Annotated in this window: 25 protein-coding genes and 1 pseudogene; 10 read left to right on the top strand and 16 right to left on the bottom strand. The window is 70.2% G+C overall.

The genetic code is table 11. The annotated features are described in order from the left end of the window. Positions 1–27 precede the first annotated feature (27 nt). On the top strand, positions 28–1593 hold the full coding sequence (locus ABZT12_RS02155) for a protein kinase (RefSeq protein WP_356375796.1): 1566 nt from the start codon (positions 28–30) through the stop codon (positions 1591–1593). A 124-nt stretch (positions 1594–1717) separates the two neighbouring features. Here the strand turns inward: ABZT12_RS02155 and ABZT12_RS02150 are convergent, their stop codons facing one another. Further along, on the bottom strand, positions 1718–2794 hold the full coding sequence (locus tag ABZT12_RS02150; protein ID WP_356375793.1) for a phosphotransferase: 1077 nt from the start codon (positions 2792–2794) through the stop codon (positions 1718–1720). A 265-nt stretch (positions 2795–3059) separates the two neighbouring features. Then, a pseudogene (locus ABZT12_RS02145) lies at positions 3060–3190 on the bottom strand (DNA-binding response regulator); the annotation flags it as partial. A gap of 317 nt (positions 3191–3507) precedes the next feature. Here ABZT12_RS02145 and pdhA point away from each other — a divergent pair. From pdhA to ABZT12_RS02130, 3 genes are read left to right on the top strand one after another with little or no spacing between them, the layout of a single operon-like run. Beyond that, the gene (gene pdhA / locus ABZT12_RS02140; RefSeq protein ID WP_356375790.1) at positions 3508–4707 is read left to right on the top strand and encodes a pyruvate dehydrogenase (acetyl-transferring) E1 component subunit alpha; all 1200 of its coding nucleotides are present in this window, start codon (positions 3508–3510) and stop codon (positions 4705–4707) included. A 1-nt stretch (position 4708) separates the two neighbouring features. Then, complete coding sequence (locus ABZT12_RS02135) at positions 4709–5701, top strand: alpha-ketoacid dehydrogenase subunit beta (RefSeq protein WP_356375786.1); 993 nt, start codon at positions 4709–4711, stop codon at positions 5699–5701. A gap of 10 nt (positions 5702–5711) precedes the next feature. Beyond that, entirely contained in the window at positions 5712–7145 is a 1434-nt protein-coding gene (locus ABZT12_RS02130; protein ID WP_356375783.1) for a dihydrolipoamide acetyltransferase family protein, read from the top strand. Positions 7146–7205: 60 nt separating this feature from the next. On the opposite strand, the gene ABZT12_RS02125 is transcribed toward ABZT12_RS02130, so the two are convergent. The 8 genes from ABZT12_RS02125 to ABZT12_RS02090 form a co-directional block, all read right to left on the bottom strand. Then, the gene (locus ABZT12_RS02125) at positions 7206–7886 is read right to left on the bottom strand and encodes a contact-dependent growth inhibition system immunity protein (RefSeq protein ID WP_356375779.1); all 681 of its coding nucleotides are present in this window, start codon (positions 7884–7886) and stop codon (positions 7206–7208) included. 40 nt (positions 7887–7926) lie between these two features. After that, complete coding sequence (locus ABZT12_RS02120; protein WP_356375776.1) at positions 7927–8226, bottom strand: RNase A-like domain-containing protein; 300 nt, start codon at positions 8224–8226, stop codon at positions 7927–7929. 23 nt (positions 8227–8249) lie between these two features. Next, the gene (locus ABZT12_RS02115) at positions 8250–8969 is read right to left on the bottom strand and encodes a hypothetical protein (RefSeq protein ID WP_356375773.1); all 720 of its coding nucleotides are present in this window, start codon (positions 8967–8969) and stop codon (positions 8250–8252) included. Between the two features lie 16 nt (positions 8970–8985). Further along, the gene (locus tag ABZT12_RS02110; RefSeq protein ID WP_356375770.1) at positions 8986–10602 is read right to left on the bottom strand and encodes an RNase A-like domain-containing protein; all 1617 of its coding nucleotides are present in this window, start codon (positions 10600–10602) and stop codon (positions 8986–8988) included. A gap of 119 nt (positions 10603–10721) precedes the next feature. Further along, a complete protein-coding gene (locus ABZT12_RS02105; protein ID WP_356375767.1) occupies positions 10722–11036 on the bottom strand; it encodes a WXG100 family type VII secretion target in 315 nt (104 codons plus the stop codon). Positions 11037–11081: 45 nt separating this feature from the next. Beyond that, positions 11082–11501: a WXG100 family type VII secretion target gene (locus ABZT12_RS02100; protein ID WP_356375763.1), complete on the bottom strand. Its 420-nt coding sequence runs from the start codon at positions 11499–11501 to the stop codon at positions 11082–11084. 131 nt (positions 11502–11632) lie between these two features. After that, a complete protein-coding gene (locus tag ABZT12_RS02095) occupies positions 11633–12115 on the bottom strand; it encodes an ATP-binding protein (RefSeq protein WP_356375760.1) in 483 nt (160 codons plus the stop codon). A gap of 56 nt (positions 12116–12171) precedes the next feature. Next, positions 12172–13083, bottom strand: coding sequence for a D-alanyl-D-alanine carboxypeptidase (locus ABZT12_RS02090; RefSeq protein WP_356375758.1), 912 nt, complete (start codon positions 13081–13083; stop codon positions 12172–12174). A 324-nt stretch (positions 13084–13407) separates the two neighbouring features. Here ABZT12_RS02090 and ABZT12_RS02085 point away from each other — a divergent pair, with 324 nt between their 5' ends. Both ABZT12_RS02085 and ABZT12_RS02080 read left to right on the top strand, forming a co-directional pair. After that, positions 13408–14046 carry a GntR family transcriptional regulator gene (locus tag ABZT12_RS02085; RefSeq protein WP_356375755.1) on the top strand — a complete coding sequence of 213 codons (639 nt, stop codon included), beginning with the start codon at positions 13408–13410 and terminating at the stop codon, positions 14044–14046. Then, positions 14043–15371 carry an MFS transporter gene (locus ABZT12_RS02080; RefSeq protein ID WP_356375752.1) on the top strand — a complete coding sequence of 443 codons (1329 nt, stop codon included), beginning with the start codon at positions 14043–14045 and terminating at the stop codon, positions 15369–15371. Before ABZT12_RS02085 ends, ABZT12_RS02080 begins: the two co-directional genes overlap by 4 nt. A 187-nt stretch (positions 15372–15558) precedes the next feature. Here the strand turns inward: ABZT12_RS02080 and ABZT12_RS02075 are convergent, their stop codons facing one another. Then, positions 15559–16383, bottom strand: a complete 825-nt coding sequence (locus ABZT12_RS02075) for a maleylpyruvate isomerase family mycothiol-dependent enzyme (RefSeq protein ID WP_356375749.1) — start codon at positions 16381–16383, stop codon at positions 15559–15561. A 220-nt stretch (positions 16384–16603) separates the two neighbouring features. On the opposite strand from ABZT12_RS02075, the gene ABZT12_RS02070 reads away from it, so the two are divergent. After that, entirely contained in the window at positions 16604–17401 is a 798-nt protein-coding gene (locus tag ABZT12_RS02070; RefSeq protein WP_356375746.1) for a carbon-nitrogen family hydrolase, read from the top strand. Positions 17402–17415: 14 nt separating this feature from the next. On the opposite strand, the gene ABZT12_RS02065 is transcribed toward ABZT12_RS02070, so the two are convergent. From ABZT12_RS02065 to ABZT12_RS02050, 4 genes are all read right to left on the bottom strand, one after another. Continuing rightward, positions 17416–17907 carry an LURP-one-related family protein gene (locus tag ABZT12_RS02065; protein ID WP_356375743.1) on the bottom strand — a complete coding sequence of 164 codons (492 nt, stop codon included), beginning with the start codon at positions 17905–17907 and terminating at the stop codon, positions 17416–17418. 359 nt (positions 17908–18266) lie between these two features. Then, on the bottom strand, positions 18267–18506 hold the full coding sequence (locus ABZT12_RS02060; protein ID WP_356375740.1) for a DUF6458 family protein: 240 nt from the start codon (positions 18504–18506) through the stop codon (positions 18267–18269). An 84-nt stretch (positions 18507–18590) separates the two neighbouring features. Continuing rightward, positions 18591–19886 (bottom strand): M18 family aminopeptidase, encoded by a 1296-nt coding sequence (locus ABZT12_RS02055; RefSeq protein ID WP_356375737.1) that lies wholly within the window; start codon positions 19884–19886, stop codon positions 18591–18593. Positions 19887–20064: 178 nt separating this feature from the next. Beyond that, positions 20065–21891: an acyl-CoA dehydrogenase gene (locus ABZT12_RS02050; protein WP_356375734.1), complete on the bottom strand. Its 1827-nt coding sequence runs from the start codon at positions 21889–21891 to the stop codon at positions 20065–20067. A gap of 152 nt (positions 21892–22043) precedes the next feature. On the opposite strand from ABZT12_RS02050, the gene ABZT12_RS02045 reads away from it, so the two are divergent. From ABZT12_RS02045 to ABZT12_RS02035, 3 genes are all read left to right on the top strand, one after another. After that, positions 22044–22517: an SseB family protein gene (locus tag ABZT12_RS02045; protein ID WP_356375731.1), complete on the top strand. Its 474-nt coding sequence runs from the start codon at positions 22044–22046 to the stop codon at positions 22515–22517. A gap of 111 nt (positions 22518–22628) precedes the next feature. Next, positions 22629–23606 (top strand): pirin family protein, encoded by a 978-nt coding sequence (locus ABZT12_RS02040; protein WP_356375728.1) that lies wholly within the window; start codon positions 22629–22631, stop codon positions 23604–23606. Positions 23607–23671: 65 nt separating this feature from the next. Beyond that, positions 23672–24748, top strand: coding sequence for an AI-2E family transporter (locus ABZT12_RS02035; RefSeq protein WP_356375725.1), 1077 nt, complete (start codon positions 23672–23674; stop codon positions 24746–24748). Here the strand turns inward: ABZT12_RS02035 and ABZT12_RS02030 are convergent. After that, on the bottom strand, positions 24688–26871 hold the full coding sequence (locus ABZT12_RS02030) for a SpoIIE family protein phosphatase (protein ID WP_356375722.1): 2184 nt from the start codon (positions 26869–26871) through the stop codon (positions 24688–24690). The genes ABZT12_RS02035 and ABZT12_RS02030 overlap by 61 nt on opposite strands. Between the last annotated feature and the right edge of the window lie 107 nt (positions 26872–26978).

Raw genomic sequence — 26978 nt, 5'->3', positions numbered from 1 at the left:
CGCGGGCAGAATTGACGGCGAGGACTGATGGCACAGCAGCAGCGCGCTCAGGGCCCGTCCGACCCCGAGGCGACTGGCGGCGGTATGTCGGACGCGCCGGAGCTGTGGGGCAACGGCGGGCTGGTCGGCGACGGCCGGTACCGGCTGACCCACAGACTGGGTCGGGGCGGTATGGCCGAGGTTTTCGCGGCCGAGGACGTACGCCTGGGACGCACGGTCGCGGTCAAACTGCTCCGGGGCGACCTGGCCGAGGACCCGGTCTCCAAGGCCCGCTTCACCCGCGAGGCACAGTCGGTGGCCGGCCTCAACCACCACGCCATCGTCGCCGTGTACGACTCCGGCGAGGACTTCGTGGGCGGCCAGAGCGTGCCGTACATCGTCATGGAGATCGTCGAGGGCCGGACCATCCGTGACCTCCTGCTCAACGCCGAGGCGCCCGGGCCCGAGCAGGCGCTGATCATCGTCTCCGGGGTGCTGGAGGCGCTCGCCTACTCGCACCAGCACGGCATCGTGCACCGCGACATCAAGCCGGCGAACGTGATCATCACGCACAACGGCGCCGTGAAGGTCATGGACTTCGGCATCGCGCGCGCTCTGCACGGCGCCTCCACCACGATGACGCAGACCGGCATGGTGATGGGCACCCCGCAGTACCTCTCCCCGGAGCAGGCGCTCGGCAAGGCCGTCGACCACCGCTCCGACCTCTACGCGACCGGCTGCCTGCTCTACGAACTCCTCGCGCTGCGGCCCCCGTTCACCGGTGAGACGCCCCTGTCGGTGGTCTACCAGCACGTCCAGGACATCCCCGTACCGCCGTCCACGACGTCCGACGGCGTCTGCCCGCCGGAGCTCGACGGCCTCGTCATGCGCTCCCTCGCCAAGGACCCGGACGACCGCTTCCAGACCGCCGAGGAGATGCGCGGGCTGGTCCAGTACGGCCTCCAGATGCTCTACGACCAGGGTGGCCACACCGGCACCTGGAACACCGGCCCCGTCACCGCGGCCGCCGGACGGAACACCCCGTCGGCGGGCTTCGCCGGCACCACCGTGATGCCCCAGGACGCCTCCGGCACCACCCAGATCCCGCAGCCGATCCTGCCCTCGGGCTACGGCAACGGCGACGACGGCGGCTTCGAGGGGCACGGCAACCAGGGCAGCGGCCGGGGCAAGCTGTGGATCCTCGCCGTCCTCGCGGTCATCGCCATCGCGGCGGGCGTCGCGCTGGCCCTGAACACCACCGGGAGTGGCGGCAGCGGGGACGCGGGCACCACCCACTCGCCCACGACCTCGAAGTCCGCGACGCACGACCGCACCAGTAAGTCGCCGAGCGACGAGGCGAGCACCAGCCCCTCGGACACCTCGGCGGACAACAGCGGCTCCAACTCCGGTTCCCACTACACGCCGTCCTCCACGCCGTCGTACACGCCCTCGTCGACGCCGTCCGATGAGCCGTCCGACGAGCCCTCGGCCCCGGTGACCACGCCGCAGGAGTCGACGCCGGTGAGTCAGCCCGCGTCGCCGTCGACTTCCAGTGACCCGACGGGCGACGAGAGCAGCGCCGGCGGCCTGACCGGCGTCGGCGGGGTCGGCTGACCCGCTCGGCGCTCCTCGGGGCGGGCGGGGGCGTGAGTGGCGCATCGTGCGCCGGGTGCGCTCCCGCGCACTTCGGTCGGTCCGCTCGGGGTCACATCGCTCAACGCCGGCGCGCCCGCCCGGGTCAGTCCGCGAAGGCCTCGCACACCGCGTCGTACTCCCGGGTCCACCACACGGAGAGCGCGGAGGCCGCCGGGAACTGGGGATCGGCGCGTGTGTCGCCGCGTTCGTAGTGCCAGCGGAGCATCCAGAAGTCGTTGAGCCGCTCCCACCACACGCGGTGCACGGCCGCCGTCAGTTCGGAGGGCGCGGCGCCCGCCGTCCGCCGGTACGCCCGCGCGTACGCCCGCACTTTCGGCAGATCGAGGGTGCCGCCCGGTCGTACGAAGAAGATCGCGGCGGCGCGGACCGCCTCCTCCGCGCGCGGGTGTACGCCGAGCCGGTCCCAGTCGACGATCGCGGCGGGCGCGTCGCCCCGGTAGAGCAGGTTGAACGGGTGGAAGTCGCCGTGCACCCACCCCACGGAGCCGCCGCGCGGCGGGCGCCGGTCGGCGTGCCGTTCCAGGAGTTCCCGCCGCTCCAGCAGTCGGTGGCGGGCCAGTTCGTCGAAGGCGTCGGCGGGGCGGTGCCGTCGGACCTGCGTGAGCAGGTCGTCGATCAGTGCGAAGGTGTCGGCCGGGTTCGCGCTCTCCGGACGCCCGGCGCACCCGGGGCTCTCCGGGCGCCCGGCCGAGGAACGCGCCGCCGGGAAGACGTCCGACAGGTGCCCTTCGGACGCTGTCCGCCCCTGCCCGGGCATCACCCGCTCCAGACTCGCGTGCACGACTCCCAGGAGTGTGCCCAGCCGCCCGCACTGGGCGGTGGTGAGCTGGCCGCCGTGGCGGTGCCGGCCGTCGACCCAGGGGTGCAGGGCGTAGGCGTGACCGCCGACGACGGCGACCGTACGGCCGTCCCGGCCGGGCAGCGGCGGTGCCACAGGAACGCCCAGGTCGGCGAGGCGCTGGGTGGCGCGGTGCTGGCGGGCGATCGACTCGGGAGCGGCGGTCTCCGGGTCGAAGTGGTGCTTGAGGAAGTAGCGGCCGCGGGTCGTACGGAGCCGGTAACCGCGGTTCAGCAGCCCTTGGTCGACGGGTTCGCAAGTGAGGGCGGAACCGGCGGCGTACTGGCGGAGGAGGGCGCCCAGAGGGGGCGCGTGAGGCACGAGGGGTGGTACACGTAAGGGCGGCACGCTGCCAGATGCTAGGGCACCGACAGGGCCTGTGAACTGGGCATTGTCACAATCAGTCACCGATGCTCAGGGTGAAGTCACATACGGTCGTCCGGGGTGTGCAGGGTGCTGAACCGGGGCTCTATTCGCAGAGAGACCGGTCCGGGCGGCGCGCGGCCCGCTCCGCGTGATACAGGGCGTCCCGGGTGGGCAGGTAAGCGATGTCGGGCACCCGGGGAGGCGGAAAACGGAGAACCCCGGCCGCCGTACCGGCTTCGCCGGCCACCTCGAAATCGCCCTCACGGGGGTGCCTCTCGTGTGGACACCGCGACGGACGACTTCATGGTCATCGAGAAGAAGAACCGCAATTCTCCCCTTTTGGCGCCCGATCACGGACTCGCCCGTCACTCTTCCCGCGCCCGGGGTGACCGGGATAACGTGCCGTTGTTCCGGCCCCCTGCAAGGCTGTGACCAGCAACTGTTCCCGACTTCGCCGATTTACTTGGATATCCAAGCAAAATCGCAGGTCAGGAGGGGTTTCACAGAATTGTGGAGCACTGGGTAACGTGCCTGTTGCAGGGCGCTCGCCGGGGCACCTGTCACGCCTGTTCCCGACGAACCGCACCCACCCTGTGCGTCCGTGGGGCGACAGGTGAGCCGCACTGGCACCCGGCGAACCCGGGGGCCGGACCGACGGAGGAGCACACGTGACCGTGGAGAGCACTGCCGCGCGCAAGCCGCGACGCAGCGCCGCAGGCAAGGCCGGCACCACCGGCACCCAGCGTGCCGCCGGCGCCGCCGCGCAGAAGGGCGCCGACCCCGACCTCGTCCAGTTGCTGACGCCCGAGGGCAAGCGCGTCAAGAACGCGAAGAACGCCGCGTACGGCAAGTACGTCGCCGACATCACCCCCGATGAGCTGCGCGGTCTCTACCGCGACATGGTGCTCACCCGCCGCTTCGACGCCGAGGCCACCGCCCTCCAGCGCCAGGGCGAGCTGGGCCTGTGGGCGTCGCTGCTGGGCCAGGAGGCGGCTCAGATCGGCTCTGGGCGGGCCACCCGGGAGGACGACTACGTCTTCCCGACTTACCGCGAGCACGGCGTCGCCTGGTGCCGCGGGGTCGACCCGACCAATCTGCTCGGCATGTTCCGCGGGGTCAACAACGGCGGCTGGGACCCCAACAGCAACAACTTCCACCTGTACACGATCGTCATCGGCTCCCAGGCCCTGCACGCCACGGGCTACGCGATGGGCATCACCAAGGACGGCGCGGACAGCGCGGTGATCGCCTACTTCGGCGACGGCGCGTCCAGCCAGGGCGACGTCGCCGAGTCGTTCACCTTCTCGGCTGTGTACAACGCCCCGGTCGTCTTCTTCTGCCAGAACAACCAGTGGGCGATCTCCGAGCCGACCGAGAAGCAGACCCGGGTCCCGCTCTACCAGCGCGCCCAGGGCTACGGCTTCCCGGGCGTCCGGGTCGACGGCAACGACGTACTGGCCTGTCTCGCTGTCACCAAGTGGGCGCTGGAGCGCGCCCGCAACGGCGAGGGGCCCACGCTGGTGGAGGCGTACACCTACCGGATGGGCGCCCACACCACCTCCGACGACCCGACCAAGTACCGGGCCGACGAGGAGCGGGAGTCCTGGGAGGCGAAGGACCCGATCCTGCGCCTGCGCGCCTACCTCGAGGCCTCAAACCACGCGGACGAGGGATTTTTCGCGGAACTCGAAGTCGAGAGCGAGGCGTTGGGAAGACGAGTGCGCGAAGCGGTCCGCGCCATGCCGGACCCGGACCGTTTCGCCATCTTCGACAACGCGTACGCGGACGGACATGCGCTCGTCGACGAGGAGCGAGCCCAGTTCGCCGCCTACCAGGCGTCGTTCACGGACGAAGAAGGGGGCAAGTGACATGGCGGAGACCGCCACATCCAAGACCATGGCACTGGCCAAGGCGATCAACGAATCGCTGCGCACCGCCCTGGAGTCCGACCCCAAGGTTCTCGTCATGGGCGAGGACGTCGGCAAGCTGGGCGGTGTCTTCCGGGTCACCGACGGCCTCCAGAAGGACTTCGGCGAGGGCCGCGTCATCGACACCCCGCTCGCCGAGTCGGGCATCGTCGGCACCGCCATCGGCCTGGCCCTGCGCGGCTACCGCCCGGTGGTGGAGATCCAGTTCGACGGCTTCGTCTTCCCGGCCTACGACCAGATCGTCACCCAGCTCGCGAAGATGCACGCGCGCGCCCTGGGCAAGATCAAACTCCCGGTCGTCATCCGCATCCCGTACGGCGGCGGTATCGGCGCGGTCGAGCACCACTCGGAGTCCCCGGAGTCGCTCTTCGCGCACGTGGCCGGCCTCAAGGTCGTCTCGCCGTCGAACGCGTCGGACGCCTACTGGATGATGCAGCAGGCCATCCTGAGCGACGACCCGGTGATCTTCTTCGAGCCCAAGCGCCGCTACTGGGACAAGGGCGAGGTCGACGCCGAGGCGATCCCGGGCCCGCTCCACAAGGCGCGCGTGGTCCGCGAGGGCACGGACCTCACGCTCGTCGCCTACGGCCCCATGGTCAAGCTCTGCCAGGAGGTGGCCGACGCGGCCGCCGAGGAGGGCAGGTCGCTGGAGGTCCTGGACCTGCGCTCGATCTCCCCCATGGACTTCGACGCGATCCAGACCTCGGTCCAGAAGACCCGGCGCCTGGTCGTGGTCCATGAGGCGCCGGTGTTCTTCGGCTCCGGCGCGGAAATCGCGGCCCGGATCACGGAGCGCTGCTTCTACCACCTGGAGGCCCCGGTGATCCGGGTCGGCGGCTACCACGCCCCGTATCCCCCGGCCCGCCTGGAGGACGAGTACCTGCCTGGCCTGGACCGGGTGCTCGACGCTGTCGACCGCGCCCTGGCGTACTGAGGAGAGGGACGTGACGACGATGACTGACGCGTCCGTACGCGAGTTCAAGATGCCGGACGTCGGCGAGGGACTCACCGAGGCAGAGATCCTCAAGTGGTACGTCCGGCCCGGCGACACCGTGACCGACGGCCAGGTCGTCTGCGAGGTCGAGACGGCGAAGGCCGCGGTGGAACTGCCGATCCCCTACGACGGAGTGGTCCGTGAACTGCGGTTCCCCGAGGGGACCACGGTGGACGTGGGCACATCCATCATCACGGTGGCCGTGGCGGGAGGCGCGGCCCCGGCGGAGGCACCGGCCGCCCCCGCCCAGGAAGCGCCGCGACCGGAGCCGGAGGCGAAGCCCCAGACCCGTACCCCGGTACTGGTGGGCTACGGCGTCGCCGTCTCCTCCACGAAGCGCCGCCCGCGCAGGGGCGCGGAGACACCGGCCCGGAAACCGTCGCCCGCTCAGCAGGGCGTCCAGGCCGAGCTGAACGGCCACGGCTCCGCACCCGCGCCGACCACGGCGGCGGCCCCCGCCACGGAGCGCCCGCTGGCCAAGCCGCCCGTGCGCAAGCTGGCGAAGGACCTGGGCGTCGACCTGGCGACGGTGACCGCGTCGGGCCCGGACGGAGTCATCACCCGGGAGGACGTCCACGCGGCCGTGAGCCTGACGGCGACCCCGGCCACCACGGCGACATCCGCTCCCGCTCCCACCGCCGTTCCCGCGCCGGCTCCGGTGGCGACGTACGACGGGACCCGCGAGACCCGCATCCCCGTCAAGGGCGTCCGCAGGGCGACGGCGGCGGCGATGGTCGGCTCGGCGTTCACGGCACCGCACGTCACGGAGTTCGTCACCGTGGACGTGACGCGCACGATGAAGCTGGTCGAGGAGTTGAAGGGGTCCGACAAGTACGGGATGCAGGGCCTGCGGGTGAACCCGCTGCTGTTGATCGCCAAGGCCCTGCTGGTCGCCATCAAGCGCAACCCCGACGTCAACGCGTCCTGGGACGAGGCGAACCAGGAGATCGTGCTCAAGCACTACGTCAACCTGGGCATCGCGGCGGCGACCCCGCGCGGCCTGATCGTCCCGAACATCAAGGACGCGCACGAGAAGACGCTGCCCCAACTGGCGGCCTCCTTGAGCGAGTTGGTCTCCACGGCCCGTGAGGGCAAGACCTCGCCCGCCGCGATGCAGGGCGGCACGGTCACCATGACGAACGTCGGCGTCTTCGGCGTCGACACCGGCACCCCGATCCTCAACCCCGGAGAGTCCGCGATCCTCGCGATCGGCGCGATCAAACTCCAGCCGTGGGTCCACAAGGGCAAGGTGAAGCCCCGCCAGGTCACCACCCTGGCCCTCTCCTTCGACCACCGCCTGGTCGACGGGGAACTGGGCTCCAAGGTACTGGCGGACGTGGCGGCCATCCTGGAGGAGCCGAAGCGGTTGATCACCTGGGGGTAGGGAGGGGGGGCCGCGCGGTCCGTTCGGGAGCGCGGCCACTTCCCTCGCCCACCGGCGAGTTCACGTCGGCGGCCCGTACTCCGCTCGCGGAGCGGTGAGGCGTTCCGCGGTCACGGCCAGCCAGCCGCTCGGTGAGTACGGGGCCGGGGCGTCGACCTCCATGCCCAACTCGGCGACGGCGAGGGCGTAGTCGGACTCGCCGAGGTCCAGGGCGAGGAGTTCGTGCAGTTCACCGGTGAGACGGGCGACGAGGTGCGGGTCGGTCGAGGCGCGGTAGTCGTCGATCACCGCGTCGTGGTCGGCGAACTCGTCCGGCATGTCCTGGGAGAACCAGCCCCCGAGGAACTGCCCGGTCTCGGGGAAGCGGGCGTGCCACTCCCAATGGGTACCGGGAGCGGCCGGGGGCGGGACCTCGCCCTCCTCGACGCTGTGCTTGATGTGGTCGGCGAGGCAGTGCAGCCACCGCTGGATCTCGCCCTCGGGCAGCCCCACGTCCGGGATCGCGTAGAACTCGCCGAGCCGCAGGCGCAGTCGGCCCGGCGGGTGCTCGGCGTACTCCCGTAGCTGTCGTTCGGCGATCGCGAGGGCCCAGGGGCGGGTGTGCCAGGTGTGGCGGAGGTACGCGGTGAGGGCCAGGCTCGGCTTGTCCGGGGTGTCGTCGGCGGGCTGACCGGCGTAGGCGCGGATCACCTGGTCCAACTCGCCGTAGCGGCGGTCGTGTTCGAGGGGGCTCAGGGGCACGGGGATCAGCCTCTACGGAGTCGGGTCGCTGGGGGACGCGCTACAGGTGGACGGGGAAGGTGGCGTGCACGGCGAACCCGTGCGGCCGGGACGCGTCCCGCTTCAGGACGACGCGGGCCGCCCGCACGTCGACGGGCCCCCGCCCGGCCAGCATCATCGCCTGCAACAGCACCCGCCCGACGGGTTCGGCGCGGGAGGGCCAGGACGCCTCGATGGTCAGCCGGGACCGTGTCGCCTGGGCGAGCCAGCGGTGAATCACCTGCTCATTGGCGGTGACGACCTGTTGGGTGGCCCACTGGGCGGTCTCACGATCGGGGTAGGTGGCGGTGCGGGTGGGCATGTCCTGACTCCTGGTGGTGCGGATTACGCGGAGATCCAGTGCGGGGGGTGCTGTTCGCGCATATGGGTGGAGAAGGTCTCGACGATGAGAGGCAGCCAGTCCGACCAGGCGAGGGCGCCGGATCCCAGGCCGTGTTCGACTTCGAAGAACCGGTGCAGGGATTCCTCGCTGTGGAAGATGGCCATCGCTTCCGCGCACTCCGCTACGACAGGAGGCAAATTCCACAGACAGATCGGATGGCGGTGACATTCCTCGATGAACAGCTGAAGACCCTCGGACTCGGTCAGGTCGTCCTCGGTGGCGATCCCGTCCTGGCCGAAGTAGTTCGACAGCAGTTCGTTCAACCTGGGGAAGCGGTCGGCGAGTTCTTGGCTGGTGGGGACGGCTTCGGAAAGTTTGGTCACGAAGCCGGACTTCCACGACTCGGTGTGCGCGGCGACTGCCCGCAGTGTCGTCCACGGTTGGGCTCCATCCCACCCGGCCGTCATCTCCCGCAGGTCCTCGGGCAACGCGGCTGTGTCGCCGTGGCCGGATTCGAGGACGTCGGCCATCAGGCGCACTTCGGCGGCCACCTCGTAGAGATTTCCTCCGCCTCGCTCGCCGGCAAGCCACAGGGACCGTAGCGCCGGCTCCAGCGCCGCGGCGCGTTCCTCGGCCGGACCGGGGACGCCATGCCGGAATACCGACAGCAGGGTTCGCGCGCCCGCGAACCGGAAGTAGGTGAGCGTCTCTTCCTCAAGCATGCTGTTCTGCCGTTTCTCAGGTATCTGTAGGCGTGGACGTGATGAGCGTGAACGGAGGATCCATTCCCGGGGCGGGTTTCACTCGAATCTGCACGCCGTGTGACTGGACGACGTTCGGTTTCCGCTGGGAAGCAAGCGCCGCCTGATACTCGGCCTTCGAGATACTGGTACCTGTCACCGGGCCCTGGGTATCACGATAGGTGAAGGTCCGGCTCGGCGGAGCATACGGAGGACCGCTGTTCACGTAATCTCTGATAGCGTCCTGATTCTTATCGATGGTCAGCTGCGTGTACTTCTGGGCTTCGGACAGGTTCACGAAGGTGGACGCGGCAGGAATATTGCTCTGGTCACGCAAGCGTTGTGCGAGCTGGTCGTCCGTCTTCCCGATGTGCTTGTCGACGCCGTGTGAGTTCTCGATGTATTCCTGGTTGGCCAAGTCGAGGGGGTATCTGTGGTTTCCGGCCGCGTCATTCGGGACCGTCCACTTGTGTTCCTTCTTGAAGTCATTGAGGGCACGCGCGCCGAAAGCCTCCGCCCTGGCCTCCTCGGCATTGAACGTGGGCGCGCTCCGCAGCGCCTCGTCCAGTTCCCATTCCAGTTCGAGGAGCGTGCTCGCCGCATCGCTGAACTTCTGCTGGTAGATCTCGACGGCTCGGTCCGCCGCCGCACGGTCCATGTGCTGGCGGAAGGCCATGACCAGTTTGCCGAACATGGCGGTGGCGGCGAGTTCCAGCAGTTCCAGGGGGTTGAGCCCGGTCGTCAGGTCCTGCACCATCCCCCTGGCCGCCGTCTTGGCGAGGTCACTGGTGGTCTCCCGGCAGGTCTTCGCGACCTGGGCCAGTTCGTCGCAGGTCCTCTGCATGGTCTCGGCGGTGTGGTGCAGGACTTCCAGGATCGGGCGGCGCTGACCGGGTGCCACGTTTCCCGAGGTTTTCCAACTCCGGGCGCCCTGCTGGGCGATGTTGCCTTGGGCGTCACGGCTGCGGCCCCACGCGGTGGTCCCCCAGATCGCCTGGCAGAACGACTTCATCGCACTCTGCCACTCGTTGTTCCCCTGCGGATCGGTGAGGTAGCCGATGTCGGACGTGAAGTTGTCCCCGGCCTTCAGCGCGGCACTCCCCGCCGCCCCCCACGCGGTGGCCATTCCCCGGAGATCGTCCTCCCGGGCCCCCGGCGTGATCTCGTGGGTCTTCCCGAGGTTCAGGCCGTACTCGATGGCCGGCCGAATGACGTCGGCCAGGAAGTCCGGGATCTCACCGAGTGCTCCCGAGATCGCCCAGGAGTCGGCGTCCTCGCCCGTCCCGCTCCACTTGATGTCGTTGATCTTCCCGTAGTCGGGCTCCTTGTCGATGACAGCCGGCGGAGTGCGGCGGGGCGGCGGACCGTACATCCCGCGCGAAGTCCAGTCCGCCTGCTGGTAGTTGTTGGCCGTCACGGTGAGACCGACCGCGACACCGCCGACGCTGACGACACTGGTCGCCCAGACCTGCATGAACTTCCCGGCGATCTTCATGTAAGCCTTGGCGAAGGAGTCCGGTCCCCAACCGGTGCCCGCCGACTGGCTGTACGCGTTGAGCGCGCTGACGAGGGTGCTCCCGCCCTTGTCGTAGTCGAACTGGCTGTCCCGTACCACCGCCGAGGTGTAGTAGAGGTGCGGCGGCCGCACGTCGAAACCACCGCCGGCGTCGGGCGCCGCCGTTCTCAGCCGGTCCCGTTCCTCCTGGCGTTCCGCGTCGCTGGGACGGTCGGCCATCAGGTCGCCCCCCACCCGCGCAGCACCGCCCGGTGGGCTGCCGTGTAGTTGGCGTGGCCGGTGGTGACGTAGGCGTGGAGCCACTGCTGGGCGGCCTGGAGGTCCTGTGCCGAGCGGTCCCACTCGTCGAGTTTGTCGACGAAGACGTCGCGGGCCTCGCCCTTCCAGGACAGGACGACGGGGACGGCACGGTCGTAGAGGTCGTCGAGTCGGCCGTTGAGCTGCTTGAGGATGTCCTCCAGCTCGGCGGTGAGGTCGTGGAGCGTGGCGAAGGACACGGCTATGTGGTCGTCGGCGGAGGCCCCGTTGGACATGATCCCCCTTGTGAACTCGGTCAGTTGGCGGTCGGCGCGCGCTGCTCAGAAGGAGTCGAGGCTGCTGCGAGGGGGTGCGGCCGGTTCCGTGCCGGGCGTCGACAGCTTGTCGACCTCGCTCGCCACGTCCACCTGGATGCTCCGCATCCGTTCCAGCACCTCGATGTCGTGCGCGGAGAAGCCGTCGCGGCTCATGCGCACGGCCTCTTCCAGCAGCTTCATCACTTCGCGGATGCGTACGGCGTCCTCGGTCGCCGCGCGGTGGAACTCGCGGTACGCCGTCCCCGCCGGGCCTCGCCAGCCGGCCTCGACGCGGTCGACGATCGCGTCCATGCGTCTGACCTGCTTGTCGAGGTGGACCTGCATTTCGTCCAGGTCACGGGCGAGCGAGGTGAGGTCCGCGGAGGTCACCCGCAGGTCCGGGCCCCCGCCGCCCTGGCCCGCCCCGATTCCAGGCACCGCCATGCCGTGTCCCGCCCCCGTCCCCGTACGTGTCTCCGCGCCCGTCGCGTCGGCGCGCTTCACGTCGCTTGCCGTCGCAATGATCCTACGGTCGGCCCCGAACCACGAAACCTTTAACCGGCGTGTGCCCAGCCTCAGTTCCGGTCACGTGAGACCACCGTGACGTCCAACTCCGCCCACACGGTCTTGCCGACGGTGAGCCGCTCGATGTCCCAACGGGCGGCAAGCGTACGGACGATGAGAAGTCCCCGGCCGAACTGGTCTTCGCTCGCTGGGTCGTTGACGGATGGCACGCGCTCTCCTCGTGGGCCCGTGACCGCGACGCGCAGCGCCGTGCCCGCGAGGGAGGTCTCCACGCGGAACAACCGGTCCCGCAGGCATCCGTGCAGCAGGGCGTTGGTGCACAACTCGCTGGCGAGCAGGGCGGCGTCGCCGGCGGAGCCGGGATGACCCCAGTCGGTGAGGAGCCGCACGACGTGTCTGCGGGCGCGGGGGACGCTGCCGGGGTACGGCGGATAACTGACGGCGTCGAAACGGTCGTAGCGCTTGGGGGGACCGGGCGGACAGGAGCCGTTCATGGGCAAGTTCGGGCCGCGGGCCTGGGGGGTGTTCGTCACGCACGTGAGGCCCGCCGCTGGTGTGCGGCGGGCCTCGTCCTGCTGGTGAGTGGGCGTCAGCCGATCGTGGCGAAGCCGTAGTTGAGGAGCTTCGTCGCGTCCGTGGCGCGCTGCGTGACCGAGCTCGACGCGAGGACCGTGCCGATGACGGTCTTGCCGTTGCGGGTGGCGGCGAAGACGAGGCAGTACTTCGCCTCGGGGCCGGAGCCCGTCTTCACACCGATCGTGCCGCTGTAACTGCTCAGCAGCGTGTTGGTGTTGGTCCAGGCGGCCATCGTGCGGGTGCTGCCGGTTTTGGTAACCGTCTTCGCCGTGTACGACTTCGTCTTGACCAGCGTTTTGAACGTGGAGTTCTTCATCGCGCTGCTGGCGAGCTTCGTCAGGTCGCGCGGCGTCGAGTAGTTGTCGCCGTTGCCGATGCCGTCGAACGAGTCGAACTTCGTCTTCGTCATGCCGAGCGTCTTCGCCGTCGAGTTCATCTTGGAGATGAACGACTTCACGCGCGCCGCCCGCGTCGAGCCGGACCCGTACTTGTCGGCCAGCGCGTACGCCGCGTCGCAGCCCGACGGGAGCATGAGCCCGTACAGCAGCTGTCGCACGGTGACCTTGTCGCCGACGATCAGGTGGGCCTGGGAGGCGTTGTTGGCGACCACGTAGTCGCTGTAGACCTTCTGGATGGTGACCTTGGCGTCGAGGTTGAGGTTCGACTGCGCCAGGACGACCTTCGCGGTCATGATCTTCGTCGTGGAGCCGGTGGAACGCGTGGTGTCCGCGGCCTTCGTGTACAGCGTCTTGCCGGTCGCGTTGTTCATCACGTAGCCGCCCTTGGCCACGATCGAGGGCGTGGCGACGGCCTGCGCGGGTGCCGTGGTCAGGGCTGTGCCCGCGAGCACCACGCCGGTGGTCAGGGTGACCGCGGCGGCTCTGCGGATACGGCTGCTCTTGGTGCCGGTGGTGGCAGTAAACAAGTGAGATACCCCGAATACGTTGAATGCCCTTGTCGTGCGGCCGAGTTGAGGGGAAGCCGGAAGGGGCCGCACATGTGTGACTCGTAAGTAGCACAGAAGGTTGTGTGAGCGCGCAACCGGGTCCCCGGAGGCGTGAGTCCGCGCCACGCCCCGCTTCTGCCCATGCCCCCGCCTACGTCCGTATTGTGGACGCCCCTCTTCACGCGTACCTGTTGTATCTATGCTGTGCACATGCCTGCCGTGTCGTCCGTGTCGCCTGTGTCGCCTGTGTCTTCCGCGTCCTCTGCGTCCTCTGCGTCTTCTGTGTCGCGCCTTCCGCTCGCCGTGAAGCAACCCCCCGCCGCCGAACGCGTCTACGCCCACGTCAAGCAGGGCGTCCTGGACCGCCGCTACGAAGGCGGCACCCTCCTCACCGAGGGCGAACTCGCCGAGGCGGTCGGGGTGTCCCGCACCCCCGTGCGGGAGGCGCTGCTGCGGCTGGAGGCGGAGGGGCTGCTCCGCCTCTACCCGAAGAAGGGCGCCCTCGTCCTGCCCGTCTCCTCCCAGGAGATCGCCGACGTCGTGGAGACCCGGCAACTCGTCGAGGCACACGCGGCCCGCAAGGCCGTACCCGCGCCGCCCGCGCTGATCCGGCGGCTCGAAGAACTCCTCGACCGGCAGAAGGCGCAGGCCGCCGCCGGAGACCTCGCCGCCGCGGCCGTCACCGACCGCAGTTTTCACGCCGAGATCGTCCGCAGCGGCGGCAACGACATCCTCTCCCGGCTCTACGACCAGCTCCGGGACCGGCAGTTGCGGATGGGTGTCGCCGTCATGCACTCGCACCCCGACCGGATCGCCAAGACGCTCACCGAGCACGAGGAGATCCTCGAAGCGCTGCGCGCCGGGGACGCCGAGGCGGCGGTGTCGGTCGTCCACCGGCACGTCAGCTGGTTCTCCCACCTGGCCCGGGGCGAGGTCCGATGAGCGCGCGGCCCCCCTCGCCCCCGTCCTCTTCCTCGTCGCTCTCGCTGCCCGGCGACCCCCCGGGCGGCCGGCGGGCCGTCGCCGTCTGGTGCATCGGCGTCTCGGTCTACTTCGTCGCCGTCATCTTCCGCACCTCCCTGGGCGTCGCCGGACTGGACGCCGCCGAGCGCTTCCACGTCGGCGCCTCCGCCCTCTCCACCTTCTCGATCCTCCAACTGCTCGTCTACGCGGGCATGCAGATACCCGTCGGCCTGCTCGTCGACCGGCTCGGCACCAAGAAGGTGCTCACCATCGGCGTGGTCCTCTTCACCGCCGGCCAGCTCGGCTTCGCCTTCTCCCCGACCTACGGCACGGCGCTCGCCTCCCGCGCCCTGCTCGGCTGCGGTGACGCGATGACGTTCATCAGCGTGCTGCGGCTCGGCACCCGCTGGTTCCCGGCCCGGCGCGGACCGCTGGTCGCCCAGCTCGCCGGCCTCGCGGGGATGGCCGGAAACCTCGTCTCCACCCTGGTGATCGCCCGGCTGCTGCACGGCATCGGCTGGACGGCGGCCTTCGCGGGCAGCGCGCTCGCCGGAGTCGTGGTCCTCGTCCTGCTGCTGCTCTTCCTCAAGGACCACCCCGAGGGCCACGAGCCGGAGCCGTTCCCGCACCTGGGTGCGGCCTACGTACGACGGCAGATCGCCGCGTCCTGGCGGGAGCCGGGGACCCGCCTCGGACTCTGGGTGCACTTCACGACCCAGTTCCCCGCGATGGTGTTCCTGCTCCTGTGGGGCCTGCCGTTCCTGGTCGAGGACCAGGGCCTCTCCCGTGCCACCGCCGGCGAACTGCTCACCCTCGTCGTCCTGTCGAACATGGTCGTCGGCCTGGTCTACGGCCAGATCGTCGCCCGGCACCACGCGGCACGGCTGCCGCTCGCCCTGGGCACGGTGGCGGCGACGGCCGTGGTCTGGGCGGTCACGCTCGTCTACCCCGGCGACCACGCGCCGATGTGGCTGCTGATCGTGCTGTGCGCGGTGCTCGGCTGCTGCGGCCCGGCCTCGATGCTCGGCTTCGACTTCGCCCGGCCCGCCAACCCGCCCGAGCGGCAGGGCACCGCCTCCGGCATCACCAACATGGGCGGCTTCGTCGCCTCGATGACCACGCTGTTCGCGGTCGGCGTGCTGCTCGACGCCACCGGCGACAACTACTCGATCGCCTTCTCCGTGGTCTTCGTGCTCCAGGCGTTCGGCGTCAGCCAGATTTTGCGCCTGCGGAGCCGGGCGGCGCGCAGGGAGCGCGAACGGCTCGTCGCGAGCCGGGTGGAGACGGTGCACGTTCCCGCATGACCACCCGGCCCCCCGCTCCTCACCCGCGTACCCGCTCACCGGGCTCACCACGCCGGGCGGCGCGGGCGTAGCTTCGGCACCGCGCCGCAGTCCGCCGTTCTTCACCCACGGGCCTGCGGCCCTACGGCCCCGGCGCACGGCCCGCAGGCCGTACGTCGTCCAGGTCCGTCAACGTCAGGTCACCGTCCTACGGCGTCACTGTGAAGTTGCGCAGGATCGCCGCCGTCAGTTCCGGCTCGCCCTCCGCCTTGACGCGGTCGGCGACCGACTCCAGCGAGACCCGGCCGCAGGCGAGGCGGACGTAGGTCTCCCAGTCGAGGGTGAAGGTGGCGGCCGGGCCGAGTGCGGGGGCCGTCTCCAGCGTGCCCCGGCCCTGGATGTCGACGCGGATCGTGCGGAGGAACTCGACCGGGCCGTGCACGTCGAAGACTATGGCCGAGCTGCGCGGGGCGCCGGACTCCTCGGCGACGATCCGGGGGAGCGCCGCGAGCAGCACGTCTCGGGCGATGTGCGCGCCGGGGGAGTCGAGGTTGCCGGGGCGGCCGAGGGAGGCGCGCAGATCCTGTTCGTGCACCCACACGTTGAACGCGTGGTTGCGCATCGACTCCTCAAGGGTGACCGACGCGCCGAGATGGCCGCGGACCATCGTGTCCGGTTGGCGCGACTCGTTCCGCAGCTGCCGGTTGCGCCGGATGACCGTGTACTCCAGCTCCGACGTCATCTCCGGCGCCGTGTGGTGGCGGCGGACGTCGACCTGCATCTCCATGTACCGCTGGTGCGCGTTGGTGACGTGGTAGAGGTCCCGCGGCAGGGTGTGGATCGGGCGCGGGTCGCCCAGCATCTCGTTGTCGAGCCCGATGACGTGGGACACGATGTCCCGCACCGACCAGCCGGGGCACGGGGTGCGCCGGTTCCACTCCCGCTCCGCAAGGGGCTGGACCAGCTCGGATATCGCTTCGATGGAGTGGGTCCAGGCGTCGGCGTAGGGCTGGAGAGTGGGTGGCAGACTCACGGAAACGGGACCCCTCGGCGGTCGGTACAAGGTGGCGGGTCGTGGCGGCGGTGCCAGCGGGAGGTGGCTGTCGGCAGGTGTCTTGGAACTTCCCCACTTCTCGGCTGTGCTCGAATCGGGGGGGACCCCCAAGTTACGCTGCTGTGAAGCACCCCGGCAGTGCTTTCGTGTGACGATCGTAGGCCCGAGTGAACGGCTCGAATGCCAGGACGGTGGTAGTGTGCGCGCCTCTCTGATCCAGATCGCCGTAGATGAGGACGAATCGGTCGCATCGCGACGGGAACGGGTGGCGTCCCTCGTGCGCGAGCAGGCCGGTGCCGACCTCGTCGTCCTTCCCGAGCTGTGGACCACGGGCGCGTTCGCCTACGAGCTGTTCGACCGGGAGGCCGAGCCGCTCCAGGGGCCGACCTTCGAGGCGATGGCCAAGGCGGCGACCGACGCGGGCGTGTGGCTGCACGCGGGCTCGATCCCCGAGCGTGACCCCTCCGGGTCCCTCTTCAACACGTCTCTCGTCTTCTCCCCCTCCGGTGAACTCGCCGCCGTCTACCGCAAGATCCACCGCTTCGGCTTCGACAGGGGCGAGGCCGTCCTGATGAGCGCGGGCGATGAACTGGTGACGGTCCGTCTGCCCGACACGACCATCGGTGTGGCGACCTGCTACGACCTCCGCTTCCCCGAACTCTTCCGCGGTCTCGTCGACGCCGGCGCCGAGACCTTCGTCCTCTCGGCGGGCTGGCCCGAGCGCCGCCGCTCCCACTGGACCCTGCTGGCGCAGGCGCGCGCCGTGGAGAACCAGTCGTTCGTCCTCGCGTGTGGAACGGCCGGCGACCACGCGGGAGTTCCCCAGGCCGGTCACTCGATCGTGGTGGATCCCTGGGGCGAGGTCCTCGCGGAGGCGGGGGCAGGGGAAGAGATCCTCACGGTCGACTTCGACCCCGGCCGGACCGCCACGACCCGGGACCAGTTCCCCGCCCTCAAGGACCGCGTGCTGGGCCTCGCCGCCCCCCGCCGCCCCTGACGCCCCGCCGCGGGTCAGTCCTCCCGTTCCTTCTCCGCCAGGTGGATCACGCACACCGCCACGGCGATCAGCAGCGTCGGATCCGCGTCGTCCCGGACGATGTCGACGCCGTACGTCTCCCGCACGTGCAGCCAGCGGCGGGAGATCTGGGCGAGGAGTTCGTCGTCGTACTCGATGGCGAACTCGCGGTCCAGGATCTTGCCGCTGACGTCGAGTTCCGTCCCGTCCGCCAGGGCGACCCGGTAGTGGTTGCGCAGCAGGGAGAGCCGCTTGTGTCTGATGGTCGCCAGGGTCTCGCCGTCCCGTTCGAGGACCATCGTGTCCCGCAGGGCGAGCATCTTCTTGTGGATGCTGATCAGGACGTGGCCCTGCCGGTCCTTCAACTCGAAGGTGTCCCGCAGCCGCATGGCCTTCCCGTCGACCAGGAACGCCTTGTCGCCGTGCTGGTCCTCGATCCAGTAGTCCTCACCGATGCCGAGGAGCCGATCGCGTACGAGGAATCTCATGCGGTACGGCTTCCCCGGCAGCGCGCCCGAAACGCCCCCGGTAGGCCGACGGGCGCAATCCGGCCTCACCACGCCGGCCCCACCGTGCCGGCCCGGACGGGGAGGGGCGGACGAGAGGAGGCGGACGGGGAGGGGGCGGACAGGCTGAGGGCCCGGCGCTGTCGCCGGGCCCTCAGCCGCTGAAGTCCGCACACTGCTCGTACCACTCGCCGCTTCGTCCGCGCCGCTACGGGCCTGCGCGCCTACGGGCACATGGGCCTGCGGCCTCCGGGCCTGCGAGGCTCCGGTCCTGTGGGCCGGGTCGTCGAGCACTCACCGTTGTCACTGCCGCCGGTCGCCCCTGCCGGGCCGGGGTGCGGTCACACGCCGTATCCGCCGCCGTAGCGCCGCGACTCCTCGTCCTCGACGACAGTCGTCTGGTTCGGTATGACAACTCGCCGGCGCCGGGCCATGCTGCTGAACGTCACTACACCGATCAGCCCGACAGCCATGAGAATGACGCCGACCAGGTCGAGATTGACTCCCTGCATGTGCCAGTCCGTCGCGAAAGTGAGAATCGCGCCGACGGCGATGAGGATGATGCATCCGCCCAAGCCCATGAGTGTCGCCTCCCTTTCCGGTCCGCTGCGTTCCGGTCGGCAACCGGGTACCCGGGAAGACAACACCCATGCGTTCCTTGCGAGTTACGCACCCTCCAGGAACGCCACCAGCGAGTTGGCCAGCAGGAACGGGTCCTGGTCGCCGCAGAGTTCGCGGGCGCTGTGCATGGAGAGGATGGCGACGCCGATGTCGACGGTCCTGATCCCGTGCCGGGCCGCGGTGATCGGGCCGATCGTCGTGCCGCACGGCATGGAGTTGTTGGAAACGAACGTCTGGTACTCCACCCCGGCCTTCTCGCAGGCGGCGGCGAACACCGCGCGGCCCGAACCGTCCGTGGCGTAGCGGTTGTTGACGTTCACTTTGAGGATCGGGCCGCCGTTGACCCGCGGGTGGTGGGTCGGGTCGTGCCGCTCGGCGTAGTTGGGGTGGACCGCGTGGCCCGTGTCGGAGGAGAGACAGACGGTGCCGGCGAAGGCGCGGGCCCGGTCCTCGTAGGACCCGCCGCGCGCGAAGACCGAGCGTTCCAGCACCCCGCCGAGCAGCGGTCCGTCCGCGCCGGTGTCGGACTGCGAGCCGTTCTCCTCGTGGTCGAAGCCGGCCAGGACGGGGATGTACGACAGGTTCCCGCTGCCGGCGACGGCGGTGAGCGCGGCCGTCCCGGCGTGCACGGAGAGCAGGTTGTCCATGCGCGGTCCGGCCATCAGCTCCTGGTCGCGGCCGAGGTAGGCGGGCGCCTCCACGGAGTGGACCATCAGGTCCCAGCCGGTGACCTCGCCCCGTGCGAGTCCCGACTCCTCCTCCAGGAAGGCGATGAGGTCGCCGTCGCGCACGTCGCCCATGCCCCAGATCGGCTGGAGGTGGCGCTGCTTGTCGAGCTTGAGCCCCTCGCTCGACACGGAACGGTCCAGGTGGATGGCGAGTTGGGGCACCCGGAGCAGCGGGCGGTCCACGTTCACCAGGCGGGCGGAGCCGTCCCGGAGGCTCAGCCGGCCGGCCAGGCCGAGGTCCCGGTCGAGCCAGGAGTTGAGCAGCGGGCCGCCGTAGATCTCCACGGCCACCTGGCGCCAGCCGTGCGCACCGGTGTCGGGCCGCGGTTTGACCCGCAGGTTCGGGGAGTCGGTGTGCGCGCCGATGATGCGGTACGGAGTGTGCGGGTCGGCGCCCTCGGGGACGTACCACGCGACGATCGCGCCGCCGCGTGTCACGTACTTGCCGCCGCTCGTCGCGTCCCAGGCGTCCGTCTCCGCGACCTGGCGGAAGCCGGCCTTCTCCAGCCGCTCCGCGGTGTTCGCCACGGCGTGGTAGGGCGTGGGGCTCGCCGCCAGGTAGGACATCAGGTCATCGGTGAGTCCGCGGTCGAAGCGGGTGGGTGCGCTCATGGGTTCACCTTAACGACGTACGAGGGCCCGCTCCCGGGGTTGGGAGAGGGCCCTCGTGAGGGCGGTGTGGACTTTCAGCGGGCTGTGCCGATGCGTCCCGGAACGCGCCACCGGGACACCCGGCCGGGGCCGGCCGGTGTCCCGGTCGATCAGGACACCGGTACCCCCGGGCGGGCCGCTAGAACGCGGCCTCGTCCAGCTCCATCAGGTCCAGCTCGACACCCTCGGCGATCTTGCGGGACAGGGTGACGCCGGGCAGGACGTTGGCCGCGAAGAACTTCGCCGCCGCGATCTTGCCGGTGTAGAAGGGCTTGTCCTTGACGGAGGCCGTCTCCAGCTTCTCAGCGGCGACCGCGGCCCCCTTGAGGAGCAGGTAGCCGACGACCACGTCACCGGAGGCGAGCAGCAGGCGGGTGCTGTTCAGGCCCACCTTGTAGATGTTCTTGACGTCCTGCTCGGTGGCGGCGAGGTCGGTCAGCATCAGGCCGACGATCGCCTCCAGTTCGACGGCCGCCTTGGCCAGGTGCTCGCGGGCCGCCGCGAGGTCCTCGCCACCGGTGCCCAGCGCGAGGAACTTCTTGATGTCCTCGGCAAGGGAGTTGAGGGCCGCGCCCTGGTTGCGGACGATCTTCCGGAAGAAGAAGTCCTGGCCCTGGATGGCGGTGGTGCCCTCGTAGAGGGTGTCGATCTTGGCGTCGCGGATGTACTGCTCGATCGGGTACTCCTGGAGGAAGCCGGAGCCGCCGAAGGTCTGGAGCGACTGGGCGAGCTGCTCGTACCCCTTCTCGGAGCCGTAGCCCTTCACGATCGGCAGGAGGAGGTCGTTGAGCGCGTGCTCGGTGGAGGCGTCCGCGCCCTCGGTCTCCTTGACCGCGATCGTGTCCTGGATCGAGGCGGTGTAGAGGACCAGGGCGCGCATGCCCTCGGCGTACGCCTTCTGCGTGATCAGCGAGCGGCGCACGTCCGGGTGGTGCGTGATGGTGACCTTCGGCGCGGTCTTGTCCATGAACTGCGCGAGGTCGGGACCCTGCACGCGCTCCTTGGCGTACTCCAGGGCGTTGAGGTAGCCGGTGGAGAGCGTGGAGATGGCCTTCGTGCCGACCATCATGCGGGCGAACTCGATGATCCGGAACATCTGGCGGATGCCGTCGTGCTTGTCGCCGATCAGCCAGCCCTTGGCGGGGGTGCGGTCGCCGAAGGTCATCTCGCAGGTGTTGGAGGCCTTGAGGCCCATCTTGTGCTCGACGTTCGTCGCGTAGACGCCGTTGCGCTCGCCCAGCTCGCCGGTCTCGAAGTCGAAGAGGAACTTGGGGACGAGGAAGAGGGAGAGGCCCTTGGTGCCGGGGCCGGCGCCCTCGGGGCGGGCGAGGACGTAGTGGAGGATGTTCTCCTCCATGTCGTGCTCACCGGAGGTGATGAAGCGCTTGACGCCCTCGATGTGCCAGGAGCCGTCGTCCTGCGGGACCGCCCTGGTGCGGCCGGCGCCTACGTCCGAGCCCGCGTCGGGCTCGGTGAGGACCATGGTCGAGCCCCAGGTCTTCTCCACGGCGAGCTTGGCGATGTGCTTCTGCTGCTCGGTGCCCTCGTCGAAGAGGATGCCGGCGAAGGCCGGGCCGGAGGAGTACATCCACACGGCCGGGTTGGCGCCGAGCACCAGCTCCGCGTAGGCCCAGATCAGGGAGGGCGGCGCGTTGGTGCCGCCGATCTCCTCGGGCAGGCCCAGGCGCCAGTACTCGGCGTCCATGAAGGCCTTGTAGCTCTTCTTGAAGGAGGCGGGCACCGGCGCGGTGTTCGTCTCCGGGTCGAAGACCGGCGGGTTGCGGTCGGCATCGGCGAAGGACTCGGCCAGCTCGTTCTCCGAGAGGCGGGTCAGCTCCTCCAGGATGCTCTTGGCGGTGTCCGTGTCCATCTCCGCGAACGGACCGGTGCCGTACAGCTTGTCGCGCCCGAGGACCTCGAAGAGGTTGAACTCGATGTCGCGGAGATTGGACTTGTAGTGCCCCATGGCGACTGCTCCGTAGAGATCGGCGAGGCGCTGGCTCCTCGCGCTCGTTCGACTGCACATATCAATGACAACAAGTGCCTACGATGATGCTACCCGCCGGTAATAAGAAGCAAGCCCTCTCGGGCCATCTGTGACTCAGTACTCTTGCGGGCATGTATGGATACGGCCAGCCCATGGACGGAGGGGCTGCTCAGCAGGGGTACGTCCCGCCGCAGCAGCAGATGGCCGGCGGCTACGGCCAGCAGCCGCCGCTCTACCCCGAGCCGTCGCCGCCCTCGCTCGCGGACGCTGTGCGCGCCTTCACCACCGGCCAGATGTCCGCGGAGGACTTCCAGCAGGTCTTCGCGACCTCCAAGGTGTACTGCCCGCGTGGCGACAATCCGGGCTTCCTCGCGCTGCACAACACCCAGCAGCCGGTGATCCCGATGTTCACCTCGCTCAAGGAGCTGCGCCGGTACGCGGGCAAGGAGTCCAAGTACTTCGTGATCACCGGCGCCGAGGTGATCGATCTGCTGCCGACGGGGTACGGCTTCGTCGTCGACATGGAGGGCGAGCACCGGATGGTGTTCGACGCCAAGGCCGTTGAGCAGATGGTGGAGTTCGCGATGCGCCGCATGTACGGCTGACCGCCGCACCCTGTGTGAGCCCGGAGGGAATGCCCTCCGGGCTCTCTCTGTTGGGGGTAGCAGAAAGTTCAATGCTCAACTAAACTCGGAGCATCGCACCAGGAGGTCGACATGCCCGCAGTGACCGTAGAGAACCCGCTCGCCCTGCCCCGTGTGGCAGCACCGGCCGACGCCGTGGCACGTCCCGTGCTCACCGTCACCACCGCGCCGAGCGGTTTCGAGGGCGAGGGCTTCCCGGTGCGCCGAGCGTTCGCCGGGATCAACTACCGCCATCTCGACCCCTTCATCATGATGGACCAGATGGGAGAGGTGGAGTACGCGCCGGGCGAGCCCAAGGGCACCCCCTGGCACCCCCACCGCGGCTTCGAGACCGTCACCTACATCATCGACGGGATCTTCGACCACCAGGACAGCCAGGGCGGCGGCGGCACCATCACCAACGGCGACACCCAGTGGATGACGGCGGGCTCCGGCCTGCTGCACATCGAGGCGCCGCCGGAGTCCCTCGTCATGTCCGGCGGTCTCTTCCACGGCCTCCAGCTCTGGGTGAACCTCCCCGCCAAGGACAAGATGATGGCCCCCCGCTACCAGGACATCCGCGGCGGCCAGGTGCAGCTGCTCGCGTCCCCCGACGGCGGCGCGCTGATGCGCGTCATCGCCGGTGAGCTCGACGGCCACCAGGGACCCGGCATCACCCACACCCCCATCACGATGATCCACGCCACGCTGGCGCCCGGCGCGGAGATCACCCTGCCGTGGCGCGAGGACTTCAACGGCCTCGCCTACGTCCTGGCCGGCAAGGGCACGGTCGGCGCCGACCGCCGTCCGGTCCACACGGGCCAGACCGCCGTCTTCGGCGCGGGCTCCTCGCTCACCGTCCGCGCGGACGAGCAGCAGGACTCCCACACCCCGGACCTGGAGGTCGTCCTCCTCGGCGGACAGCCCATCCGGGAGCCCATGGCCCACTACGGACCCTTCGTGATGAACACCCGCGAAGAGCTCCAGCAGGCCTTCGAGGACTTCCAGAAGGGCCGACTCGGCACCGTCCCGGCCGTCCACGGGATGACCGAGAGCGGACCCAGCTCCTGACACCGCGTCACCCGGGCGGGCCGTTCCGAGGGGACGGCCCGCCCTCCGCGTGATCGGCTGGGACCGTGCACCTGCTCCCCGATCCCGTACGCCGGTTCGCCGCTTGGTGCGCCGTCCTGCTCCTCCTCAGCGGGGTCGTCTACGTCGGGATCCGGCTCTGCGCCGAGCTGCGGACCGCCGTGACCCCCGTGCTGCTCGCGCTGCTCGGCAGCGCCCTGCTCGGGCCGCTGCACCGGCGGCTGGTGAAGGCCGGGGTCAACCGGTCGGTCTCCGCCGGGCTCACCTGTGTCGCCGTGGTGGCCGTGGTCGGCGGGGCCGCGTACATCGTGGTCGCCGCGCTCATCGACACCGGGGACCAGATCCTGGCCTCGCTCAAACAGGCCGGTGTCTCGCTCGCGAAGCACTTCGGGTCGGCCGGCACCTCGGTCGGCGACCTCGCCGGCAACGCCAAGGAGCTGCTCTCCAAGTTCGGCGGGACGGCCGCCTCCAACGTCATCAGCGGCGTCAGCGTCGTCGGCGAGACCCTGGCGATGGCCGTACTGGCGCTGCTCCTCGTCTTCTTCTTCCTGCGCGACTCCGACCGGGCCGCCGGCGGCCTGCGGTCCCTGGCCCCGCGCGGCACCGCCGACACCGTCGAGGCCATGGCCCGGCGGGCCTTCGAGAGCGTCGAGGGGTTCATGCGCGGGACCACCCTCATCGCCCTCATCGACGCCCTCTGCATCACCGTCGGGCTGCTCGTCCTCGGTGTGCCGGGGGCGGTGGGGCTGGGCGCGCTCGTCTTCGTCGGCGCCTACATCCCCTACCTCGGCGCGTTCATCTCGGGGGCCGTCGCGGTGCTCGTCGCGCTCGCCGACCGGGGTGTCGTCGTCGCGCTGTGGGCGCTGGGCGTGGTCCTCGCCGTACAGGTGCTGGAGGGGCACGTCCTCCAGCCGGTGATCCAGAGCCGGACGGTCCAGATGCACCCGGCCGCCGTGCTGCTCGCGATCACCGCCGGGGCGTCCGTCGCCGGAATCCTCGGCATGCTGCTCGCGGTGCCGCTGACGGCCGCGGCCCACGGGGTCGTCCACGAACTGCGCTCGCGCTACGCCCCGCCGGGAACCTCCGCCGGGCCCGCGGCCGGCCCCGGCCCGTCGGGCTCGTAGAGCTCGAACCAGATGCTCTTGCCGGCGCCCCTGGGAGCCACGCCCCAGCTCGTGGCGAGGAGTTCGATGAGGAGCAACCCCCGCCCGGAGGACGCCAGTTCACCGGGTTGCCGGCGGTGCGGGAGATCGTCGCCGGCGTCGGTGACCTCGACCCGGATCCGGCGTCCGCCCGGCTCGCCGGTCACCTCGGCGGTCAGCAGGGCGTCGGTGTCGGTGTGCACGAGGACGTTGGTGAGCATCTCGGAGACGAGCAGCACCACCGAGTCGACCTGGTCGGCGCAGGTCCAGTCGTGCAGCAGTTCGCGCAGTTGCTGCCGGGCCGCGGCCACCCGCTCGGGCTCGGCCTGGGCGACGGTGAGCATCGTGCGCCGGACCGGGGTCGCTGCCGTCATGCCCACCGGGCCGCCGCCGCGGCCGTGTTCACCGTCCTCGCGGTGCAGCAGCAGGACGGCGATGTCGTCCTCGCGGCGGTCGGCCAGCGGCCCTCTGGTGTGGTGCGAGGAGGGTCCGAGCACGCCCTGGACGAGTGCGTCGGCGAGTTCCTCCAGGTCGCCCTTGTGCTGCTCCAGGATCGTCCGGATCCGCTGCCAGCCGGTGTCCAGGTCGTGGCCGCCGGTCTCGATCAGGCCGTCGGTGCAGATCAGCATGGTCTCGCCGGGCTCCAGGGCGAGTGTCGTCGTCGGGTAGTCGGCGTCCGGATCGATGCCCAGGGGCAGGCCGCCCGCCGTGGGCCGGGTCAGCACGGTTCCGTCGGCCATACGGATCGCGGGGTCGGGATGGCCGGCCCGGGCGATCTCCAGGACGCCGGTCGCCGGGTCGGCCTCCACGTAGAGGCAGGTCGCGAAGCGCGGGTCGGGGAGCCGGGGGTCGGCGTGGGTGACGCCGTGCAGGAACCGGGAGGCCCGGGAGAGCACCGCGTCCGGCCGGTGGCCCTCGGAGGCGTAGGCGCGCAGGGCGATCCGCAGCTGGCCCATGAGACCGGCGGCGCGTACGTCGTGGCCCTGGACGTCACCGATGACCAGCGCGATCCGTCCGCCTCCGGAGGGCGTGCCGCCGGGCAGCGGGATCATGTCGTACCAGTCGCCGCCGACCTGGAGGCCGCCGCCGGTCGGGATGTAGCGGGCGGCGACGTTCATGCCCGGGATCTCGGGGCCCAGGGTGGGCAGCATGGAGCGCTGGAGCCCGTCGGTCAGCTCCCGCTCGGACTCCTGGACACCGGCGCGGGACAGGGCCTGCGCGAGCATGCGGGCCACGGTCGTCAGAACGGACCGCTCGTCAGGGGTGAACGCGACCGGATAGGTGAAGGCGGCCATCCAGGCGCCCATCGTGCGGCCGGCCACGGTCAGCGGCAGGAACGCCCAGGACTGCCGGCCGAAGCCCTGAGCGAGCGGCCAGGTGACCGGGTAGTGCGTCCTGTACTGCTCGGGCGAGGAGAGGTAGACGGCACGGCCCGTGCGGACCACCTCGGCGGCCGGGTAGTCCGTCGCCAGGGACATCTGGGCGAAGGGGCCCTCGTCGCCGGGCTGCTGCCCGTGGTGGCCGACGATCGTCAGCCGGCCGGCCTCCACCCCGAAGACCGCGAGGCCGTCCGGCGAGAAGCCCGGCATCGACAGCCCGGCCGCGACCCGCAGCACCTCCGCCGTGGACCGCGCCTCGGCCAGCGCCCGGCCCGCGTCGAGCAGGAACGCCTCCCGGGAGCGCCGCCAGTCCCCGGTGACCGCCCGCCGCCCCGCCGGGGTGCCCGGCGCCGGCTCGGTGACCTCCTGGAGGGTGCCGATCAGCTCGTAGGAGCGGTTGACGCGGTTGTACGAGGGCTTGGAACGGCTGCGGACGGTACGGATCACCCGGCCGCGTCCGTCCATGACCCTGATGCGTACCTCCGCGAGGGTGTCCTCGGCGACGGCCAGCCCGACGACACCCGTGATCTCGTTCCAGTCGACGGGGTGGAGACGGGCCCGGGTCTGGGCCTCCGTGAGGGTGGTCCGCTCGGCGGGCAGCCCGAGCAGCCGTGCCGCCTCGGCGTCGACCGTGACCAGCTTGGTGGCGGTGTTCCAGTACCACAGGCCGGTCGCGAGGGCGGCGAGTACCTCTCCCACGGCGGGCAGGGGCTCACCAGTGCGCATTGCCCCACTGTAAGAAGGTGCGATCGAACTGTGCCACCGATGGAGTACGGACTTAATGGTGGGGAGGCGATCGATGGGTGGCCGGTACCCTTGGGAGGTCCGGGCTC

The sequence above is a fragment of the Streptomyces sp. NPDC005423 genome (genome assembly GCF_040606415.1).
In the GTDB taxonomy this organism is placed as follows: Bacteria; Actinomycetota; Actinomycetes; order Streptomycetales; family Streptomycetaceae; genus Streptomyces.
Note: the sequence above shows the minus strand (reverse complement) of the source record. Positions and strands in the feature narration are given on the sequence as shown.

Coding starts and splice junctions, on each gene's coding strand:
- ABZT12_RS02155 (WP_356375796.1), top strand. CDS start 28: ATGGCACAGCAGCAGCGCGCTCAGGGCCCGTCCGACCCCGAGGCGACT.
- ABZT12_RS02135 (WP_356375786.1), top strand. CDS start 4,709: ATGGCGGAGACCGCCACATCCAAGACCATGGCACTGGCCAAGGCGATC.
- ABZT12_RS02120 (WP_356375776.1), bottom strand. CDS start 8,226: ATGCCCACCCGCACCGCCACCTACCCCGATCGTGAGACCGCCCAGTGG.
- ABZT12_RS02115 (WP_356375773.1), bottom strand. CDS start 8,969: ATGCTTGAGGAAGAGACGCTCACCTACTTCCGGTTCGCGGGCGCGCGA.
- ABZT12_RS02105 (WP_356375767.1), bottom strand. CDS start 11,036: ATGTCCAACGGGGCCTCCGCCGACGACCACATAGCCGTGTCCTTCGCC.
- ABZT12_RS02100 (WP_356375763.1), bottom strand. CDS start 11,501: ATGGCGGTGCCTGGAATCGGGGCGGGCCAGGGCGGCGGGGGCCCGGAC.
- ABZT12_RS02080 (WP_356375752.1), top strand. CDS start 14,043: ATGAGCGCGCGGCCCCCCTCGCCCCCGTCCTCTTCCTCGTCGCTCTCG.
- ABZT12_RS02065 (WP_356375743.1), bottom strand. CDS start 17,907: ATGAGATTCCTCGTACGCGATCGGCTCCTCGGCATCGGTGAGGACTAC.
- ABZT12_RS02060 (WP_356375740.1), bottom strand. CDS start 18,506: ATGGGCTTGGGCGGATGCATCATCCTCATCGCCGTCGGCGCGATTCTC.
- ABZT12_RS02055 (WP_356375737.1), bottom strand. CDS start 19,886: ATGAGCGCACCCACCCGCTTCGACCGCGGACTCACCGATGACCTGATG.
- ABZT12_RS02050 (WP_356375734.1), bottom strand. CDS start 21,891: ATGGGGCACTACAAGTCCAATCTCCGCGACATCGAGTTCAACCTCTTC.
- ABZT12_RS02045 (WP_356375731.1), top strand. CDS start 22,044: ATGTATGGATACGGCCAGCCCATGGACGGAGGGGCTGCTCAGCAGGGG.
- ABZT12_RS02040 (WP_356375728.1), top strand. CDS start 22,629: ATGCCCGCAGTGACCGTAGAGAACCCGCTCGCCCTGCCCCGTGTGGCA.
- ABZT12_RS02030 (WP_356375722.1), bottom strand. CDS start 26,871: ATGCGCACTGGTGAGCCCCTGCCCGCCGTGGGAGAGGTACTCGCCGCC.